17 protein-coding genes are annotated in these 18,846 nt (G+C 59.9%); 5 read left to right on the forward strand and 12 right to left on the reverse strand.

The features are described 5' to 3' along the window. Positions 1-115: 115 nt before the first annotated feature. From ACO06L_RS11245 to ACO06L_RS11260, 4 genes are read left to right on the forward strand one after another with little or no spacing between them, the layout of a single operon-like run. On the forward strand, positions 116-1,288 hold the full coding sequence (locus ACO06L_RS11245; protein ID WP_202348196.1) for an ABC transporter substrate-binding protein: 1,173 nt from the start codon (positions 116-118) through the stop codon (positions 1,286-1,288). A 41-nt stretch (positions 1,289-1,329) separates the two neighbouring features. Then, a complete protein-coding gene (locus tag ACO06L_RS11250) occupies positions 1,330-2,304 on the forward strand; it encodes a YVTN family beta-propeller repeat protein (protein ID WP_202348195.1) in 975 nt (324 codons plus the stop codon). Beyond that, entirely contained in the window at positions 2,301-3,023 is a 723-nt protein-coding gene (locus tag ACO06L_RS11255) for an ABC transporter ATP-binding protein (RefSeq protein ID WP_202348194.1), read from the forward strand. Before ACO06L_RS11250 ends, ACO06L_RS11255 begins: the two co-directional genes overlap by 4 nt. Before the next feature lies 1 nt (position 3,024). Further along, complete coding sequence (locus tag ACO06L_RS11260; protein ID WP_202348193.1) at positions 3,025-3,828, forward strand: ABC transporter permease; 804 nt, start codon at positions 3,025-3,027, stop codon at positions 3,826-3,828. Here the strand turns inward: ACO06L_RS11260 and ACO06L_RS11265 are convergent. The 8 genes from ACO06L_RS11265 to ACO06L_RS11300 all read right to left on the reverse strand — a co-directional run bounded on the left by ACO06L_RS11265 (position 3,766) and on the right by ACO06L_RS11300 (position 11,182). Beyond that, positions 3,766-4,554: an ABC transporter gene (locus ACO06L_RS11265; protein WP_202348192.1), complete on the reverse strand. Its 789-nt coding sequence runs from the start codon at positions 4,552-4,554 to the stop codon at positions 3,766-3,768. The two genes, ACO06L_RS11260 and ACO06L_RS11265, sit on opposite strands and share 63 nt — an antisense overlap. Further along, complete coding sequence (locus ACO06L_RS11270) at positions 4,541-5,461, reverse strand: metal ABC transporter solute-binding protein, Zn/Mn family (protein ID WP_202348191.1); 921 nt, start codon at positions 5,459-5,461, stop codon at positions 4,541-4,543. The genes ACO06L_RS11265 and ACO06L_RS11270 overlap by 14 nt, the downstream gene beginning before the upstream one ends. Before the next feature lies 1 nt (position 5,462). Beyond that, positions 5,463-6,578 carry a hypothetical protein gene (locus tag ACO06L_RS11275; RefSeq protein WP_202348190.1) on the reverse strand — a complete coding sequence of 372 codons (1,116 nt, stop codon included), beginning with the start codon at positions 6,576-6,578 and terminating at the stop codon, positions 5,463-5,465. A gap of 70 nt (positions 6,579-6,648) precedes the next feature. Beyond that, a complete protein-coding gene (locus tag ACO06L_RS11280; RefSeq protein WP_227716081.1) occupies positions 6,649-7,956 on the reverse strand; it encodes a hypothetical protein in 1,308 nt (435 codons plus the stop codon). Between the two features lie 42 nt (positions 7,957-7,998). Next, positions 7,999-8,634 carry a DUF1826 domain-containing protein gene (locus tag ACO06L_RS11285; protein WP_202348189.1) on the reverse strand — a complete coding sequence of 212 codons (636 nt, stop codon included), beginning with the start codon at positions 8,632-8,634 and terminating at the stop codon, positions 7,999-8,001. Between the two features lie 157 nt (positions 8,635-8,791). Beyond that, positions 8,792-9,463, reverse strand: coding sequence for an ATP-binding cassette domain-containing protein (locus tag ACO06L_RS11290; RefSeq protein WP_202348188.1), 672 nt, complete (start codon positions 9,461-9,463; stop codon positions 8,792-8,794). Then, on the reverse strand, positions 9,456-10,232 hold the full coding sequence (locus ACO06L_RS11295) for an ABC transporter permease (protein WP_320407647.1): 777 nt from the start codon (positions 10,230-10,232) through the stop codon (positions 9,456-9,458). The genes ACO06L_RS11290 and ACO06L_RS11295 overlap by 8 nt, the downstream gene beginning before the upstream one ends. Continuing rightward, positions 10,229-11,182, reverse strand: a complete 954-nt coding sequence (locus ACO06L_RS11300; protein ID WP_202348187.1) for an ABC transporter substrate-binding protein — start codon at positions 11,180-11,182, stop codon at positions 10,229-10,231. The genes ACO06L_RS11295 and ACO06L_RS11300 overlap by 4 nt, the downstream gene beginning before the upstream one ends. A 370-nt stretch (positions 11,183-11,552) precedes the next feature. On the opposite strand from ACO06L_RS11300, the gene ACO06L_RS11305 reads away from it, so the two are divergent. After that, positions 11,553-12,230 carry a response regulator gene (locus ACO06L_RS11305; protein WP_062786421.1) on the forward strand — a complete coding sequence of 226 codons (678 nt, stop codon included), beginning with the start codon at positions 11,553-11,555 and terminating at the stop codon, positions 12,228-12,230. A gap of 111 nt (positions 12,231-12,341) precedes the next feature. On the opposite strand, the gene ACO06L_RS11310 is transcribed toward ACO06L_RS11305, so the two are convergent. The 4 genes from ACO06L_RS11310 to ACO06L_RS11325 all read right to left on the reverse strand — a co-directional run bounded on the left by ACO06L_RS11310 (position 12,342) and on the right by ACO06L_RS11325 (position 18,686). Further along, positions 12,342-14,603: a hybrid sensor histidine kinase/response regulator gene (locus tag ACO06L_RS11310; RefSeq protein WP_202348243.1), complete on the reverse strand. Its 2,262-nt coding sequence runs from the start codon at positions 14,601-14,603 to the stop codon at positions 12,342-12,344. Then, on the reverse strand, positions 14,581-15,750 hold the full coding sequence (gene nosP / locus ACO06L_RS11315; protein ID WP_413816180.1) for a nitric oxide-sensing protein NosP: 1,170 nt from the start codon (positions 15,748-15,750) through the stop codon (positions 14,581-14,583). The genes ACO06L_RS11310 and nosP overlap by 23 nt, the downstream gene beginning before the upstream one ends. Positions 15,751-15,990: 240 nt before the next feature. Further along, entirely contained in the window at positions 15,991-17,091 is a 1,101-nt protein-coding gene (locus ACO06L_RS11320) for a porin (RefSeq protein ID WP_202348185.1), read from the reverse strand. Between the two features lie 188 nt (positions 17,092-17,279). Further along, positions 17,280-18,686: a WS/DGAT domain-containing protein gene (locus ACO06L_RS11325; protein ID WP_202348184.1), complete on the reverse strand. Its 1,407-nt coding sequence runs from the start codon at positions 18,684-18,686 to the stop codon at positions 17,280-17,282. Between the last annotated feature and the right edge of the window lie 160 nt (positions 18,687-18,846).

An 18,846-nucleotide genomic window follows, 5' to 3' on the forward strand; every position in this document is an offset into this window, starting at 1 on the left:
ACGCCAGTTTTGACAGGAATAGTTCTTTAGTACCGCCACTTTCCTACTTTCTGAATATTTCCGGGGCTTTTTCCCTTCTCTAAGCTGAAAGCACAACAACAAACCGGAGAATCCCATGTCTTTTCTGTCCCGGACAGCGGCCACTTCACTGATCACACTAGCGGCAGCAAGCCCACTTCAGGCTGAGCCCCTGGATGTGCGGATTGGTTATCTCCAGTGGGTTCCGGATCAGGGACCGGTGCTTTCCAATGTAATCCCGGAACCTGAAGACGCCGGTCTGCGAGGCGCCGAGCTGGCCATCAACGACAACAGCACCACCGGCAAGTTTCTGGGCCAGACCTACTCACTCCGGAGTGAGATTGCCGATTCGGAAAACGCGGCCCTCGCGGCCTTTGATGCCATGCGTGAGAGCGGCATTGAGCTTTTCGTGGTGAACGCTCCGGCCCAGACCTTGAAGACCATCACGGGCAAGACCGGCGACAACACCCTGGTCTTCAACGCTGGCGCCAAGGACGATGCCCTGCGCACCGGCCAGTGCCACGTAAACCTGCTGCACACCATGCCCAGCTATTCGATGCTCACCGATGCCCTGGGCCAGTGGCTTAACCAGCGACGCTGGGATGAGGTTTTCCTGATTACCGGGCCGACCGAGGCCGACAAGGGCTGGGCCGATGCCTTCCGACGCTCTGCCAAGCGTTTCGGGCTGGAGATCGTCGAAGACAAGCCCTGGACCTTTGACGCCGATCTTCGCCGTACCGCCTCCAAAGAACTGCCGCTGTTCACCCAGGCCAGTGATTACGATGCGGTGGTAGTCGCTGATGTACGGGGCGATTTTGGCGAGTACGTGCCTTTCAACACCTGGCTGCCGCGCCCGGTGGTGGGCACGCAGGGCATGTCACCGGTCACCTGGCATCGGGTGGTGGAAAGCTGGGGTGCCGCGCAACTTCAAAACCGTTTCCGCGAATTGGCTGGGCGGGATATGAACGGTGAAGACTACGCGGCTTGGGCTGCCATTCGCTCAATGGGTACGGCAGTGACCGACCTGAACTCTGCGAACCCCAATGACATCCGAAATTTCCTGTTCAGCGACAAATTCCAGTTGGCCGCGTTCAAGGGCCGAAAACTCACCTTCCGTGACTGGAACGGCCAACTGAGACAGCCAATTCCACTGGTTCATCCCCGGGGGCTGGTAGCACGAGCTCCATTTGAAGGCTTCCTGCACCCGAATACCGAAATGGACACCCTCGGCTTCGACAAACCTGAAAGCGAGTGTCGGATTAACGGCTGAGCCCATGGCGGCCAACGTTCAAAACAAGAAGGAGTCACACCATGAAAACCCTGTTCAAACAGACGGCACTGGCCGCCATGATCGGCCTGTCGACACCGGTACTGGCCAGCGTGGCCTATGTGTCCAACGAGAAAGACAACACCCTGTCGGTGATTGATACCGAAACCCGGGAAGTGATCGAAACCATCGATGTAGGCCAGCGGCCCCGGGGTATCCTGCTGTCCAAGGACTTTACCAAGCTGTACATCTGCGCCAGTGACGACGACACGGTGCAGGTGCTGGATCTGGCCACCCGCAAGATTGTGGATACCCTGCCCTCTGGCGAGGATCCCGAGCAGTTCGCGCTGCACCCGAACAACAAGCACCTGTACATCGCCAACGAGGACGACGCCATCGTGACGGTCGTGGATGTGGATACCAAGGATGTTCTGGCCCAGATCGATGTGGGCATCGAGCCGGAAGGTATGGCTGTGAGCCCCGACGGCAAGTGGGCGGTCAACACCTCCGAAACCACCAGCATGCTGCACTGGATCAACACCGAGACCTTCGAGATCGAGAAAAACATTGTGGTCGGCCAGCGCCCGCGCCACGTGGAGTTCAGCAAGGACAGCAAGATTGCCTGGGCCTCGGCGGAAATCGGCGGCACCGTGCACATCATCGACGTGGACAACCTGGAGCAGATCCACGAGATGTCCTTCAAGGTGCCGGGCGTGAATCAGGACAGGGTCCAGCCGGTAGGCATTGAACTGACGTCCGATGGCAAATACGCCTTCGTAGCGCTCGGTCCCTCCAATCATGTAGCGGTTGTTGACGCCCAGACCTATGAAGTTCTGGATTACCTGCTGGTGGGCGCCCGGGTGTGGCAGCTGGATCTGGACAAGGACGAGAAACACCTCTACACCACCAATGGCGTGTCCGGCGATGTATCCGTGATCGATGTGGAAGACCTGAAGGTCATCAAATCCATCAAGGTAGGCCGCTACCCCTGGGGTGTGGTGATCGATCCGACGTCATGACCATCGAAGCGAGCAACCTCAGCTTTCGTTACGGCGACAAGCCGGTGCTCCGGGAGGTCAGCTTTACGCTGACCTCTGGCCGTTTTCACGCGCTGCTTGGGCCCAACGGCGCCGGCAAATCAACCCTGTTTGGTTTGCTTACCCGCCTGCTGGCCCTTCAGCAGGGGGATATTCTGCTCGCCGGGCAATCCCTGAAAAAACAGCCGGCCGAGGCCATGCGTCAGATCGGCGTCGTATTCCAGCAGAACGCCCTGGACCTTGATCTGACCGTGCGCCAAAACCTGCAATACCACGCCGCGTTGCACGGTCTGTCCCGCAAGGAAGCCAGGGTTCGGGGTGATCGGGAACTGGAACGCTTTAGCCTTAAGGACCGGGCCAACGACGCTGTCCGCCAGCTCAACGGCGGCCATCGTCGGCGAGTGGAAATAGCACGGGCCCTGCTTCACAACCCTTCCATGTTGTTGCTGGACGAGCCGACGGTGGGCCTGGATGTCGCCAGCCGCAAGGCGCTCAACGAGCACGTGCGAACCCTGTGCGACGAAGACGGACTGACCGTGCTCTGGGCCACCCACCTGATCGAAGAGGTCCGGTCAGACGACCGGGTCCTGATCCTTCACCAGGGCCAGTTACTGGCCGACGGCAACGGCCAGGCCATCTGCGAAGCCGAAGGAACCCGGGATCTGGCCGAGACCTTCCATTCCCTGACCGGAGCCGACTGATATGAAAGCCTCCCATTACTGGCACTGTTTTGTTGGCATCCAGACCCGTGAATGGCTGCGCTTCTGGCAGCAGCGCACCCGCTTTGCCAGTGCCCTGGTCCGGCCACTGCTCTGGCTGGTGGTGTTCGCCGCCGGGTTCCGGGCGGTTCTTGGCATTTCCATCATTCCGCCCTATGAAACCTACATCACCTACGAGACCTACATTGCCCCCGGGCTATGCGGCATGATCATCCTGTTCAACAGCATGCAGGGCGCCCTGTCCATGGTGTACGACCGGGAGCTGGGCAGCATGCGGGTTCTCCTGATGAGCCCCCTGCCCCGACCTTTCCTGCTGGTGACCAAACTGCTGGCCATGGGTGTGGTGTCCATCGGCCAGGTGTATGTGTTCCTGCTGCTGGCGCTGCTGGTGGATGTGGAGCCACCACTCTGGGGCTACCTGGCCGTACTGCCGGCGTTGATTCTCACCAGCCTGATGCTGGGCGCGTTGGGCCTTCTGATCGCCACCTGGATCAAGCAACTGGAGAACTTCGCCGGGGTGATGAACTTTGTCATCTTCCCGATGTTCTTCATGTCCTCGGCGCTCTATCCCCTCTGGCGCATGAACGAGGCCAGTCCCTGGCTGTACTGGATCTGCCAGTTCAATCCGTTTACCCACGCCGTGGAGGCAATCCGGTTTTCGCTGTATCTGGAATGGAATCCGATGGCTTTCGGGATTACGGCCGGCGTGACGGTGGTACTTGCATTACTGGCCACGGCCGGCTTCCGGCCGCAGCGCACCCGAATTCTGGGCAGCAAGGCCGCGTAAAACGAGCAACCAGAGCAGGGACATGGCGAGGGTCGCCACCACGATGGCCGGCCCGACTGGCACATCGAAAGCGACCGAAAGGCCAATAGCCGACAGGTGTCCAGCAATTGCGCAGCCGGCAGCCAGGGACGGCGTTTTACCAGCGAGCGTACCAAGGATCAACGGCGTCATGATCAGGGTCGCAAACACCACGTAGATGCCCGCCAGCGAGACCGAGTAGGTCACCGCCACCGCGAACACGGGCAGAAAGGCCGCACCTGTCACCCAAGTGGGGCGACACCATTCCAGCAACCAGACCAGAGCGGTGAGCGTGGCGACGGCCAGCACCAGAGGCCAATTGGCCCAGAGCAAATCGCCCGACGCGGCTCTATGTAGTGCCTGAGCCCCATGGAGATCACCACTGACCAGGAGCACGGCCAGGCTCGCCCCAACCACGTACAGAATACCGATCCAGGCTTCCTTCGCTTCCGCCAGGCGCCTGAAGATCAGGTGCACTGCCAGGGACGCGAGAAGCGCGAACATCAGGCTGCTGACCGGTGCCCCGGCCAGCGTGTGGTTGGGCAGAAAATAGAGCCCGGCCAGGGTGCCGAGAGCCGCCCACTGGGCAATGGCCAGGTCGGCAAAGATCACGCCTCGGGCAATCACCTGGTAACCCAACGGGACCAGCAGCAGGCAGAGCATGGCACTGCCGGCTGCTGGCAAGAGCAGCCATTCATATTCCGCCATCGGAGGCTCCGGGTTCGGCCGACTCAATCTGGCGGATAATTTCGCTGATCAGCCCGCTTAGGGTCTCAGTCGGCGCTTCGCCCGTGGCGGTGCCGGGCACCACCACAACCGGCAGCCCGGTTTGCTCCGCCAGCCATTCAGCAGGCTGAAGGTCCTGATAGCTGGTAATCAAGATGGCGCTCGCCTCCAAAAGGGCCGGATCGGCCAGAAGCTGAATCAGGTGGCTGGCACTGGGGGGCAGACCCGGCTTTGGTTCCAGATCCGCTGCCCTTTCCACATTCAGCCAGCGTAACAGGTAGCTGAAGCTGGAGTGCTGAACCACCAGGGATCGGCCTTCAAGCGCCTCCGCCCTGGCCCGCCATTCGGTTCTAGCCCGATTCCAGTTACCCCGCCAGCGGATATACCGGCCCTGAATCGCCGCCGCTTGCTCCGGCTCAATCTCGCCAAGGCGCTGGGCCAGGGCCCGGGCGATCTCTGGCAACTGATCGGGCGACAGGTGCACATGGGGATTACCTTCCGGGTGGACGTCGCCCATGCTGCGATCCACGTGATCGTGGGGCGCATGCAACTGAGCATGATCGGCGGCAAAGAACAGCCCGGCGCGTCCGGCCTGAATGTCCGGGTTCGAGGCCCGTTGAAGCAACATGGGCAACCAGCCGGCTTCCAGAGAAGCGCCGGTGCACACAGCAATATCCGCGCGCCGCACCGCCGCAATCAGGCTTGGCCGTGCCTCAATGTAATGCGGATCCTGGAGATGACTGGTCGCCGCGGTGATCTCAGCATCCGGCGCCAGCGCCCGAACCAGGGCCGCCCACTCCGGTTCACAGGCGAACACCCGAAGCTGGGCCTGGGCCGGCACGGATGCCACTATCAACAAAAGTGCCGCAACCGCGTTACGAAGTGTCATATCAGTACCCATGGGCGCCGTGGGCACCCAGTGACATGACGTACTGCACCATCACCGTGTTGTCGGCGTTGCTGAAGCCGGTCGCTTCCTGATGGGTGTACTGCAGCCGTACCGTGGAGAAATGGGAACGGGACCAGGACAGCATCACGTCGGTCTCTTCCAGGGTCTGGTTGTGGAAGTGATCGCCGTGGGCTTCCTGAAGATCCACCTCACCGTAACGAACACCCGCCGACCACTGGGGTGCGAACTGGTAAACGCCGGAAACGTACCAGCCTTCATTGGTATCGTCAGACGCCGCAAACTGATTCAGTTCGTCCGCATAGAGATATTCGCCGCTTAGCGTCAGTTGTTGTTCACGGTTGTTTCCGTTGGGAGACCACTTCCAGACCAGATCAGCGATATAGAGATTTTCGCCAGTGTAGGCCGCGCCGTGACTGTGGTCATGCCCGTCCTCGTGGTCATGATCGTGGCTGCCGTCGCCGGTATCCGCCAATTTCGCATGGCGATTCCGGAGCCAGGAGAGCCCCAGCTGCCAGCTCTGTGACAGACTGATATCTCCACCGAGTCGGGTATTGACGGTGTAAACACCAATGTCCTCGTCGCCCTCGGTCAGTTGGTCGCCGGCGAAGGCTTCTGCCCCCAACTGCCAGAAAAAGGGGGTTGGCAACAGCACATTCAGGCGCGCCCCGGTATCGTAGTAATGGCTGCCAAGCATCGCACGATACGCAGCCGGGCGTTCGACAAAATCGTCCTCATGCATGTGACGACCGTTCAGGTATCCAGCCTGCGACAGGAAACGACCGGCCCGCACGTTCAGTGCGTAAGGCAAGCCGTTCGTCTGCAGATACGCCTCTTCAATCAGCACCTCACTCTCACCGTCATGCTCTTCGAACACGGCGGTGAGTCGGCCGGAGAACAGGTCATCGATCGGGGAAGACAGGGACAGTTCTGTGTGGCCGAGGCCAAAGCCCTGTTCACGATGGGACAGAGCGGTCTCGTTCTGCTTGTAGTATCCGTCCAATGTCACACTGACGTCCGGATTAAGTTCGTTGGCGGTTGCGCCGCCTGCTGTCATGGCCAATGGGAGAATGGCAAAGGGTGCAAAACGTTTAAACATAGGTACTCCGGAGATAAAACAGCAGGGCGCGCCACCAGGTGTCGACGCGCCCTGCTGGATTCAAAGCAGATTAGTGTGAATGCTCTTCTTCGTGATCGTGGTCGCGTCCCGCTTCCGCCAGACCGAGCCAGGCGATAGCCGAAGCGCTGAAACCAAGGTTGATGGTCCGAACGATATCGCCATCGGTGGTATCAACTTCGATCACAGACTGGTTGTGCAGCACGAACAGGCGCTCCTGGGCGGCAGACGTGGTCACGGCCAGGGTGTCACCTTCGCCCGGCGCGTCCATCAGCTCAGCCGTGGTCATCAGCGCCCAGTCGCTGGCGGGGTCGAACAGCCTCAGGTCACCATCATCGCCGAGCACATAGAAGACCTCGCCGTGGGTGGTAAAGCCCTGGGCCAGGCGGCCCACGCCCTCGCCAAGTTCCAGTTCGTGGTAGACCTCAGTGGTTGATTCCGGATGGATCACGAACAGGCGGTCACCGGCAATGCCGACCAACTCCTCAACATCGTGATTGGCAACCACAGTTCCTATGCGAGAGCCATCCGCCAGACCTTCGGGGTTGTCCAGTTTGGAAGCTGGGTAACCAGCTTCGTGCAGATCAATTACCAGAACGCCATCACTGCAGCCGAAGCCAAGACTATGGGCGTTGGCGGCGGCGCCATGAAGCCTCGGGCAAGCCTGGCTGTAGCGTTCTTCAAATTCGAAGTCGGAACCGTCCAGGTGATAACGCTCAACCGCCGCCGGCAGGGTGGTGTCCGTAATCGAGCTGTCCCGGTAGGTCACGAACAGGTGGCCATCAATCATCTTGGCAACGCCGTGCATGTTGTTATCCAGCGGAAGGCTGGCCACGGTGGCGCCGCTTCCCAACGTCGCATCTGAAAACACGGTCACTTTGGAGCTTGCAGCCTCACCGCCGTCGAAGAAAACGACACCTTCCGCTTCACCAGAGGAGTAGTGCGTCGGTTTGTGATCGTTCAGCGTCAGGGACAGCATGCTCGGCGTATCTGCGTAATCATGCATGTGATCGCCGTGGTCCTCGGTGTAAAGCCCACCGTCAACAAACGACACCAGATCGTCGCCCCGCTGAATGGCGACGGCATACCGGTTGCCGGGGGAGGCATAAAGGCTCGGAGCCTCGCCATCCACCGCCATGGATGCGAGCACTTCACTGTTGTCGAGGTCCAGAACCTTGAGCTGCGAAGCGTCGGTGTCGAACAGGGCCAGACGGCCCGCGGTGTCAATATCCGTGTGCTCATGCTCATCCCCGGAGCTGCTGCTACCGCCACAGGCCGTCAACATCGCTGCAGAGACCAGTAGTAAAGAGGTAGCCATCGGGCGCAGCCTGGAGGGGAATTGGCAGGATCGATCAGACATCAAGAACTCCTTATTTAATGTTATAACATTGCTTTTATTGCTTCAGGAAAGCCAGTCCAGTCCCAGAACCAGCCTGGGGGTATCACCCGGCGCGGGCGAGCGGTGAACAAGGCCTCGGCCTTCATTGCCAATCCAGGCTTCCCCTTTCAGGATCGCAACCGACCCGGTAGGCATGACCTGGATGCGGTGTTCCGCTACTGGCTGCTCCGGCAACGGCCCCGGGCTTTCCGGACGTAAAACATCCGATTCTGCAAGCCACTCGGTTCCCCGTCCCGAATAGGTCACCAGCAATCGAGCCGGAACCCGGTCCGTGTGAAATCGGGGACACATGGTGTCAGCCAACACATGAACCCGAACCCCCACGGCGGCAGGCTCGAACAGGCATCGATACATGTCGATCAGTTCCCTGACATCCGCCAGCCACGCCCGGGCGCCGGGCAATTCCAGCGCCCAACGCGGGAGAACCTCATCAACGGGCCCGTCTTTCTCCTGCGCGACAAAGCGCTCGAAGCTGGAAACCTCTGACGCGAAATGGCGTGCAAAATCCAGACATTCAGTACGCGGCTCCCGCCGCCAGACGGCCAGATTGACCTCATCCCGGAATATCTCTGTCAGGCATTCAGGTTTGCCACCGTGAACAGCCACAGGGCCGGCAACCGAATTGGACTCTACTGTCATGGACAACCTCCCGCGCCTGCCGCATGCAGGAATGGACTTGGAAAAGAAATATTTCGAGGCGGCAAATGTTATGTTATAACATTACTTAAGTAAAGGGCAAAGGTTGCAGCGGATAGCGTAAAAACCAGGGGCTGTTTTTTATAGACCGGGGATTTGATCAGGACATAGTCGGATCGAGCCTGCGTAGTTTGCCGAGCAGCCCTTCGACGATGCCAGCCTCCCCAATCTGATCATCCCACTGCAGGCGCGCAGGTTTTCCGTCGAGGTACCAGAGCCGATTGGCCAATATCTCTGCATCACCACCATCGTGGGTCACACAGATCATCGCCATATCCGGTTGCGAGTCCAGGATCCCGGCGATCAAGGCTTTCAGTTCGCCGGCCATGATGGGGTCCAGCGAGGCAAACGGCTCGTCCAGCAAGAGCAAGTCGGGCTTCACCGCAAGGCAACGGGCCAGGGCGGCTCTTCGGGCCATACCGAGTGACAGTTGGTCCGGGAGATAATGGCCGTAGCCGGCCAGGCCAACCTGGCCCAGCAACGTCCCGGCCTCGTCATCGCTGGCACCAACCAGCCTGAGATTGGCATGTAAAGTCCGCCATGGCAGCAGGCGATGCTCCTGAAATAGGTAGCCCACCCGGAGTTTGTCGCGCCCGATAACCGCGTCTTCGGGAACCGATTTGTCGAGACCGGCAATCGCGTTCAGCAGGGTGGTCTTGCCGATACCCGAGGGACCCAGCAGGCAGATCCGGTCGCCTCGCGCAATGGTTGCGAAGACCTCTCCGAGCACCGGCTGGCCGAAATCACGGCCGGCGATTCTGAGTTCAAGCATGGGCGGCCTCCGGTTGTCGCCAGCGACTGGATCGGCGCTCAAGAGGCTGAAGTATGGCCAGTTCAATCAGCTGGACGATGGCAATGAACGCCAGGCTGTAGGCAAGAATGGCGGCCACGTCGAAAACCTGAAACGCCATGTGCAGCTGGAAGCCGACGCCGCTGGAGCGGCCCAGCAGTTCCACTACAAGGACAATCTTCCAGATCAGGGCGAGACCACCCCGGGTGGCGGCCATGAGGTAAGGAAACAGCTGCGGCACCCACACTTCGCGCAACCGTTGCCAGCGGGTGAACTCGTAAACGGTGGCCATTTCCTCAAGCCGGTAGTCGAGGCTGCGGGCGCCTTCACGAACCGTCACCGCAACGTTGGGCACTTTGTTGATCACGACCGCCATCACGGCAGCCACTTCCACCAGGCCGAACCAGACGTACATAAGGATGATGGTGACCAGCGCCGGCAGGTTGAGTAACAACACCAGCAGGGGATCGAACAGGGCATTGGTGGTTTGTGAACGGCCCATCACAATGCCGATGGCGGTGCCAATCGCCATCGCCAGAATGAATGCGACCACCACGCGGGCCAGGGTCGCCCCCAGGTGATGCCAGAGCTCGCCGGACGCCGATTCCCGAACCAGGGTATCCAGAACGTTCACCGGCGTTGGTAACAGGGGCGACTGAAGCAGCCAGGCCGTCAGCGCCCAGAGCACGACAAACGAGGGCAAAACTATCCAGTAGCTCCAGAGCGGCGGGCGGCCGGGAGGGCCTTTCACGGTTGGCTCCGGTAAAACAGATTGGCGGGCATCAGGCGGTCCGGATCGGCACCTGTGAGGGTCATCAAACGCTGCAGGTCTGCAATACGCTGGTCTGTTTGTGGAGCAGGCGTGCCGGCGACGAAGCCCTCGCGCAATGCCGTGAAGACGCCCTCTTCAGGATTACCCATCAGGGGACGCAGGCGTTGCCAGGGTGATTCACTGTCCGCCAGCTCGGCTTTGGCCTCTTGAAGGGAGGCCGCGAAACCATCTATCAACGATCCATGATCGGTCGCCCATTTCGCAGGGAAGACATAACCCAGCACCGGCAGGTTGCGATCCAGGTCCAGCTCAGTGAGCAGATCGGCCATGCTGAAGGCCGACCGCCAGCCGCCCTCACCCCGGAGACGGGCCGCGAAATGCCAGTAGGTGACGATCACGTCTACCTGTCCCCGCTTGAGAGCCTGGCTGAGCAGCGGCGGAGCAGCGAACTGGATCTCTGCGGATTCGTCCAGGTTGATACCCTGTCGCTCTGCGACTTTCTGGAGCAGTATCCAGCCCTTGCTGTCCGGCCCGCCGGCTACGCCGATGCGCTTGTCCGCCAGATCCGCCACCGAGCGGATCGGGGAAGTCTCGGCGACAACGATATCGCCGATCTGGGATGAAAAAGACACATAAAGGTAGGGCGCTCCTGCCTGAAACCTGGACTGCGCCCACAGCAGGTCGGCCACTGCGCCATTCACCGAACCGCTGGTGACCGCGAGCCTGGAGGCCGGCAGGTTGGCCACCGGTTTCAGGTCCAGCCGATAGCCATTCTCCCGATCCAGTTCCCGATGCAGGATATGGTCAAGCTCCCAGTGGGCCGTGCCGAACTGCAATACGCTGACGGACAGTACGGGCAGCTCAGAGGCTCCCTCCCCGGTCTGGGCACCACCTGCGAGGCTGAAGATAAGACACACCAGGGCGGTCACTCCCTTTTTGATCCAGCGATCGGCAAGAGAGGGTTGGGAGACTGGAGTTATTGTAGGTTGTAGGCTCATTGCTCCACGATACGAAGCCCACAGCCCGGCAAGAATAGTACTTTGGTGCCTGTTTTTTGGTGCGATGGTCGCATTCAACCCGAGACCAAGATGGCGTGTAATGAAACCATCACAATAATAAACAGAGGATCGGGGCCGAACCCGGTGATTCTCTGCACAGGAGGCCGCCATGCTGAACGAGCTCGAAGCCGCACTCTCTACCGAGAACTACCCTTCCGAAAACTGCCATCATGCTTCTGAAAAACGCTATCATGATTCGGAAGCCACACCCGATACTGAAAACAAACAGGTAGACCCATCCATGGAGCCGGCTTACAAGATTCTGATTGCCGACGACCACCCGCTGTTCCGCGAGGCCATCAGCAGCGTTATCGCCTCTGGCTTTGAGGGCAGCGAGATCATCGAAACCGACGATCTGGACAGCGCCCTCGATATCACTCGCGAGAACGACGATCTGGACCTTATCCTGCTGGACCTGAATATGCCGGGCATGCATGGCCTGAACGGCCTGATCACGTTGCGCAATGAGGCCCCGACCATTCCGGTAGTGATTGTTTCTGCCGAGGAAGACAAACAGGTGGTACTGCAGGCCATTACCTACGGCGCCTGCGGTTTCATTACCAAGTCCTCGCCCCGGGCCCAGATGACCGAGGCCATTCAGCAAATCCTGAACGGCAATGTTTACCTGCCCTCGGACATCATCCGCACCGGCAAGGAAAGCAACACCCGCCGTAGTCGCAATGAAGACAATCCGATTTCACCGGAGCTGCTGAATTCCCTGACCCGCCGCCAGCTGCTGGTGCTTGAACGCATGTCCAAGGGCGAATCCAACAAACAGATTGCCTATAACCTGAACATCGCCGAGACCACGGTGAAGGCCCATGTGTCTGCGATCCTTCGCAAGCTCGGGGTTCACAACCGGGTTCAGGCAATTCTGTCTGCCAGTGATGTGGATTTCAGTCAGTATTTGAAGCGTTAAGGTAGCGTGTTTGTCGGATTACGCCGTTGGCTAATCCGACCTACCTTTCGAGCACTCACCCCCGCGTAGGTCGGATTAGGCGAAGCCGTAATCCGACACCCATCTGCAACCTCAATTCCTGAGCAAATGACTCAGCGCGCTTCTCAGCTTCAGGGGCTTCACCGGCTTGTTCATAAGTAGGTGCCCAAGCTCGCGGATATGCTGCTTCAGCTCATTGGTGTAGTTGGCGGTAATCATCACCACCGGCGCCGGGCATCTCCGGCGGCCATTGATCTCAGCCACCACATCCACGCCGTTCTCGTCGTTATCCAGATGATAATCCGCCAGGATCAGGTCCACTGCACTGGTAGCCGGATCCAGCTGGCGCTCGAGATCCTCCAGGGACACCGCCGTCACCACCTGACAATCCCAACCCTCAAGCAGGGTTTTCATGCCCTGGCAGATCGACTGGTCATTGTCGATCACCCAGATTCGGGCACCGCCAAGACCGCTATCGAACGATACGGCACAGTTCTGATCAGCCGCTGGCTGTCTGGGCTTCAATTTGCCAATGGGGACCCGGACACTGAACACAGATCCCTTGCCCTCGATGGAATTCACCGTCACCTCGTGCCCGAGCATGCGGGAAATCTTGTCCACGATGGCAAGTCCGAGGCCAAGGCCCTTGTCGGGTTGTGAGCCGGCCGGTCGAATTCGTTTGAATTCCTGGAAGATCTCGGTGAGTTTGTCCTCGGGAATACCAGGGCCGGTATCCCACACCTGCAACAGAACATGATCCGTTTGTCTACGGCAGCCAAGCAGAATCCGGCCGTTGCCGGTATAGCGGATGGCGTTGGTCAGGAAATTCCGGAGGATCCGAGCCAGTAGCTGGGAATCCGACTCCACAATCGCGGAGCTGGCAACGAAATCCAGTTGCAGCCCCTCGGCCGTGGCCATCTGCCGGAATTCCCGGGCGATGTTATTGAGCAGGTCCCGAAGATCAAAGGCGGTGACATCCGGTTTGATAACGCCGGCATCGAGCTTGGAAATATCCACCAGGGTGCCGAGCAGGTTTTCGACATCGTCCAGGGACGTGCTGACCGAGCGAACCAGGCCTTCCGCCTTGGGCCCGAACGACTGTTCCAGCAGTGCACTGGTGAACAACCGTGCGGCATTCAAAGGCTGCAGCAGATCGTGGCTGACGGCCGCCAGGAACTTGGTTTTCGAGAGATTGGCCCGCTCGGCCTCCAGCTTGGCGTCCCGAAGCCGGGCTTCTACGGCAGCCCGCTCGGTGATTTCCTGGCGCAGCTGGTTGTTCAGGCCGGTCAGGGCAGCGGTGCGCTCCTTCACCCGTCGCTCCAGGTTGTCATAGGCCTGTTCCAGGGCCAGGGCGGTCTTGCGGCGGTCGGTGATGTCCCGGATCAACACAAAGAAACCGATGATGTCGCCCTGTTCATCAAAGTTCGGAACATAGGAGCGCAGCATGTGGCGCACCTCGCCCTGCTCGCCGGTCTCCTCGAATTCAAACGTGACATTGTGGCCGTCCATGACATCGAGAATCTGGGGCAGAAGCCGCTGGTAGAACTCGGGCGAATGCACTTCGTTGAGACGTTTGCCGAGTGGCGACTCGCCTTTGCGCCCGTACCAGGACTCATAGACCTTGTTGCAGAACTGGATGGTCATATCGGCCCCGATGTAGGCAATCAGCGCCGGCACGTGGTCGGTCACCACCCGAATCCAGCGCTCGCTCTCTTCGAGCGCCTTGATCCGGCGGGCCATTTCGCTGTTCTTCACATCGGTGATGTCGGAGTAGAGCACGACCAACCCCCCTTCCCGGGTCGGTCTCTCGGTAACCTGAACCCAGCGGCCGTTGGCCAGCAAGAACACCACGCCTTCCGAGTCCGGATGGCTGTGTTCCTCCAGAACCAGACCGCAGGCCACCGCCTGCCGCTTCACGTCTGAAATCCGGGTACCCTGGCCTGGCGCCTCAACACCGGCATGCCGCCAGTAGCTCCGGAACCGACTGTTGCTCTGGATCAGGCAATGCTGGTTATCAAACAGCACAAAGCCATCGGCAATGCTCTCGATGGCATCGCTCAGTCTCTGGCGAGTGGTTTCAGCTTCTTCCCGGGCCCGGTTCAGGGCCTTGTTGCTGCCCTTGAGCTGTTCCATGGCCTGGTTTAACGCCTCGGTTCGCTCCCGAACCTGCTCGGCAAGCACCACCGAGTGCTCGAAGGCCGCGTAGGGCTCCGGCTTGTGGGCAGAACCAGACTCCACCCGGACAATCAGGGCATCGCGAATCCGCCTCAGGCGCTCGTTCTCCGCCTCAAGCTCGGCAATTCGCTGGTCCCGCTCGTCCTCGACGGGTGCTTCAATCTTGTCCGGAACGGACATCAGGCTGGCCAATGACCACCCCCGTAAACGTCTGGTTGATATGCATACCGTCGAACTGCTCACCGTAGGTATTGAAGCCAATCACCTTGTGGTGGCGGAGGAACTCCGAAACCGCCTCTACTTCCCCGGTCAGTTCTGCCTCCAGCCGGCGCAGAAAACAGTCGCAACCGATGGTGACCAGGGGCGGCCCCACGACCCGTTCTGCCGCCTCAATCTGGGTGCGAACGCTGTCCAGCAGAGATTCCGGCTCCATGGCCGTCATCACGATTCCGGTTTCCACGGCGCAATAGAAAGTCAGACTCTTGTCCGGGTTCACCCGTTGCACCGAGCGGACAAAATAGTGGCCGCCGATTTTCACCCCCATGGGCCGTAGCGCGAACACCTTGCGATCCAGTGCTTCGACATCCACGCCAACGGCTCGGGCATAGGCATCGGCCGCCGGCTCTGCATTAAGCTCGAACACCGTGCGGCTTTCCGCACAGGCGTCCGTCACCACCAGCTTTTCACTGCGTTCGACCATGTGGTGCGTGGAAAACACGCGGAAATCCAGCGGTGTATTGACCAGCAACACCGTGGCGGCTCCGGTGTGGAACTGACCATCGTAGAACACATGGGTGTTGGCCAGGCGCTCATCGTCGCCAGCGGAGCCGCCGAACTGAGGAATGGTGCCGAGGGCCGAATTGAGCGTTGCCAGCACCAGCTCTTCACGGCTCGACAGACCGTCCAGCAGCGTGATGGCAAAGGTGTTGCCTTTGACCGGCGCGAGTCTGGCATCCCGACAGGTCGAAAGCAGGCCGTCGATTACCCCCTGGGCATCCTGCAGGGTGAACCGGTCCAGCTCCCGGATCAGCGCACAATCAATGGCGAAATAGCGGCGGTCAAACCCGATGGCGGTGATGCATCCGCGACCGTAACCCTCCGGCGTGATTTCCCCGGCGGAGGTACAGCCGCAAACGCGCACGCCCTGAAAGCTGTGCTCAAGGGCACTACCAAGTCGACCCAGGTCGTATTCCGCGGAACAGAAGAACAGCACACAACCAAGATGTTCATGGCTGAGCTGGCTGGCGAGATTGGTGGCGGCCAACATCGGATCGCGAACGCTGGAACTCGCTACCCGGACCGCAGGCAGGGTCGTCGCTGGCTTCATAAACGCGGTTCCCGAAAACGGATGACTTTTCACCGATTCTACGGCATCCGTAAACGCAGCCAATGCGACTTCAGTGCTTTTAATAGGCGCGCCAAAATGATCGTAAGCCATTGATTAAACTGCCTCCTGAATCAATGTCTGATGGCGCTGCCGGTTTCCATTCAGGCAAACCGGCACTTTAGTCTTAGACAAACCGGCGCTGCGAGGGGCCCTCCCGCCACCCGCAACGCCAGGTAGGGCTTAGAACATCACGATGGCGCCAAGGGCAATGGTGTCCGCCTCAGTGGTGGTTGCACCGGTGGTGCGGTTGTTGTCTTCGTACATGTTGTACTCGGCAACCAGCTTGAAGTTGCTGTTTACATCGTGGAAGAACCCGAGCGTTGTGCTTTCGGTTTCCAGATTCAGGATTTCAGCGTCCGTCTCGCCGTAGGAAAGCACCACGCGATTGGCGCCGAAGGCGTAGGAGCCCTGAACCAGGAAGCCGTCGGCATCGTCCTCGGTCACCGCTCCGTTGCCGATCAGAACCGGGTTGTCACCCTTGGAGGTAAAACCGGAAGCGGCCAGGGTCAGTCCCGCGACCGACGCCTTGATGCCGTAGCCAAGGCCTGTGCTGTCGACGGTCGTAGTGCCGTTTTCAGCAGACTGATAGCGGCCGTTCACCCAGCCGGTCAGGGCCACGTCGTTCAGGTTGGCGTTGTAGGTTACCTCGGACTCGAATCGCGGTGCGGCATTCTCGTCATTGGCACCGGTCACCGTGTCGGCGGGATCCAGCACACCGGCCGCAACTTTGAGGCCACTCATATCCGGCGATCTGTAGGTAATCTGGGCCGACGGTGTCGGGTACGGGTAGCCCGCGCGGATATTGCCAAAGGACACGCCACCGGCAACCCCCGGAGAGCCGAATCCCATCAGGATCTCGTCCAGAAAGATGTTGGAGCGTGCATACAGGCCGAAGTCCTTACCGATCAGAACCTGACCGAAATCACCGTCCACCGTGGCATAGAACTGGCGCACGTCAATGGCGGTGTCTGTGGGTGAATCAAGGCTGTCATTGATGGTGGTCCAGAACGAGGAACGTCCGCCCAGGGTCAGATCACCCATGTCCTTGCTGAAATTGAAGCCGATGGTGTTGGGCAGGAAGCCCATCTTGATTCGGGAATCGCGAACGTCGTTCTGCTTGTCGTCACGGTTTACATAGAACGCATTGAAGTAGCCATCCACGGAAAAGCTGGTGCCGTCCTGGTTATACAGCTCAACAGCGGCACTGGCTCCTGTGCTGGCACCCATGGCGGCTGCCATGGCAATGGCTAACCCTGACTTTCTGACGTTATTGTTTTTCATAGTTCCCCCGGTTGTTTTTGGAAATCTGGGATCGGAGATCCGGGTTATCCGGACTCTCCAGGCGCGGTCTGTCGCCTGAATTCCATGGTCGGTGATGCGAGGGGGGGGGGAAAATGCTTCCAGGGAGCAGGTTTTCTGCTCATTTGGGAGGCACTTGAATTGAAACTTTGGGAGTACGACCTGCCGGATCAGTCGCCGGGAAACTGGGCCAATTCCTGCAGGCAGTCGTTGAGAAAGCCTTCTGGATCGGCCATTACGGCCTCATCGGCAACGACGCCAAACTGCACCTGGCCGGCGTAGCTGACAATGCTGATTCCCAGACCAATATCCCCGGCCTGGGGCACCCAGAACATCTGCTCGGTGATCCGGCAACCGGCAATGTAGCGAGGCTCCGGGGTGCCGGGCACGTTGGACACCACGGCACTGGCCTTGCGATAGAACACATCGGCCAGAGGCTCCCGCCAGGGCTCCGGCACTATAGTGGCACTGGCCGCCAGCCCCCAGGCAATGCCGGGCTGCCAGCTTTTCTTCAGGCGGCGGGTTTCATGCTTGATACGGTACAGGCGTTCCAGGGGGCTTTCGCCATCCACCGGCAATGGCACAAACACGGTGCCGAAATAGTTGCCTAGGGCGCCGGGTGCCGGCTTCAGCTCGTCGGGCAAACGGCTGCGGATATCGACAGGCACGGCGGCATGCAGCACCGCTTCATCCAGGTCCGCACCGTCAATGCCAAGTCGGGTGCGCACCGCAGCCGCGACACAGCTCAGCAGCACATCGTTGATCGTAACGTTGGTGACCTGGGCAATGGCCCTGAAGCGCTCCAGGGGCACCGGTTCAGACCAGCGACAGTGCCGTCGCCCCAGCAGGGGGCGCCGGAGATCGGTGTCTGAATCCTCCGGCTCCACCAGGAATTCCGAAAACTCATGGACCAGCTTGAGACTTTTCTGGGCAACCCGCTCCAGCAGGCGCCCGGCATCCTGCCACTGGTTGCCAACGGATTCCTCCCCCCCGGCAACACCATGGGCTTCTTCTGCGGACTCTCCAGGGGCCATCAGCTCTCCGAGCCAGACTTTTGCTGCAGCGGTCCACCGTGAAAGCTCCGCGGTTTCAGGTGCGCCGTATATGGCAGGATGCTGCCGGGGCGACGGTGGGCAGAGGCGTTCAAAAATGCCCAGCAGGGAAAGACCATCCGCATAACAGTGGTGAATCCGCAGCAACAGGACCGCCCCGCCCTCGGCATTGGGCGCCAACCAGAATTTCCAGCGCGGGCGATACATGGGCAGAGGCTGGTTCAGCCGCACCGACACCCACTCCTGCAGGCTTTCCGGAGTGAAGCGATCTACCACCACATCCAGGTGGTGGCGGACATCAAACATCGGGTCCTGCTCCCACCACCAGGCGGGCGAGCGCTTGACCGGCATGTACCGGAAACGCTCCCAGGCCATCCAGTACACCCGGAGGAATTCCCGGAAACGGGGCGCAGTGAGGCCATCAACCCGCAGCATCACGGTGATGGTCATGGGGTTTTCCGGGCGCTCCAGGGCCAGCCAGGCCGAATCCGCAGGTAGCAGGAGATGCGATTGTTCGTGACTCAAACCCGAACGTCCCTGGAAAAGTGGTGAAGGTAAGTAAAAACCGAACTCTGCATTGTGCCAGACAAGCCCTTCCGGCTCCATATGCGGCACCAGCGCACGCTGTTACAAAAAATTACACGTGAGTAACTGTTCAGTCCTATACTGGTTATAAGCCTTGATG

Source organism: Marinobacter sp. (assembly GCF_965229985.1).
Taxonomy (GTDB): Bacteria; Pseudomonadota; Gammaproteobacteria; order Pseudomonadales; family Oleiphilaceae; genus Marinobacter.

Coding starts and splice junctions, on each gene's coding strand:
- ACO06L_RS11245 (WP_202348196.1), top strand. CDS start 116: ATGTCTTTTCTGTCCCGGACAGCGGCCACTTCACTGATCACACTAGCG.
- ACO06L_RS11250 (WP_202348195.1), top strand. CDS start 1,330: ATGAAAACCCTGTTCAAACAGACGGCACTGGCCGCCATGATCGGCCTG.
- ACO06L_RS11255 (WP_202348194.1), top strand. CDS start 2,301: ATGACCATCGAAGCGAGCAACCTCAGCTTTCGTTACGGCGACAAGCCG.
- ACO06L_RS11260 (WP_202348193.1), top strand. CDS start 3,025: ATGAAAGCCTCCCATTACTGGCACTGTTTTGTTGGCATCCAGACCCGT.
- ACO06L_RS11265 (WP_202348192.1), bottom strand. CDS start 4,554: ATGGCGGAATATGAATGGCTGCTCTTGCCAGCAGCCGGCAGTGCCATG.
- ACO06L_RS11270 (WP_202348191.1), bottom strand. CDS start 5,461: ATGACACTTCGTAACGCGGTTGCGGCACTTTTGTTGATAGTGGCATCC.
- ACO06L_RS11275 (WP_202348190.1), bottom strand. CDS start 6,578: ATGTTTAAACGTTTTGCACCCTTTGCCATTCTCCCATTGGCCATGACA.
- ACO06L_RS11280 (WP_227716081.1), bottom strand. CDS start 7,956: ATGTCTGATCGATCCTGCCAATTCCCCTCCAGGCTGCGCCCGATGGCT.
- ACO06L_RS11285 (WP_202348189.1), bottom strand. CDS start 8,634: ATGACAGTAGAGTCCAATTCGGTTGCCGGCCCTGTGGCTGTTCACGGT.
- ACO06L_RS11290 (WP_202348188.1), bottom strand. CDS start 9,463: ATGCTTGAACTCAGAATCGCCGGCCGTGATTTCGGCCAGCCGGTGCTC.
- ACO06L_RS11305 (WP_062786421.1), top strand. CDS start 11,553: ATGGAGCCGGCTTACAAGATTCTGATTGCCGACGACCACCCGCTGTTC.
- ACO06L_RS11310 (WP_202348243.1), bottom strand. CDS start 14,603: ATGTCCGTTCCGGACAAGATTGAAGCACCCGTCGAGGACGAGCGGGAC.
- nosP (WP_413816180.1), bottom strand. CDS start 15,750: ATGAAGCCAGCGACGACCCTGCCTGCGGTCCGGGTAGCGAGTTCCAGC.
- ACO06L_RS11320 (WP_202348185.1), bottom strand. CDS start 17,091: ATGAAAAACAATAACGTCAGAAAGTCAGGGTTAGCCATTGCCATGGCA.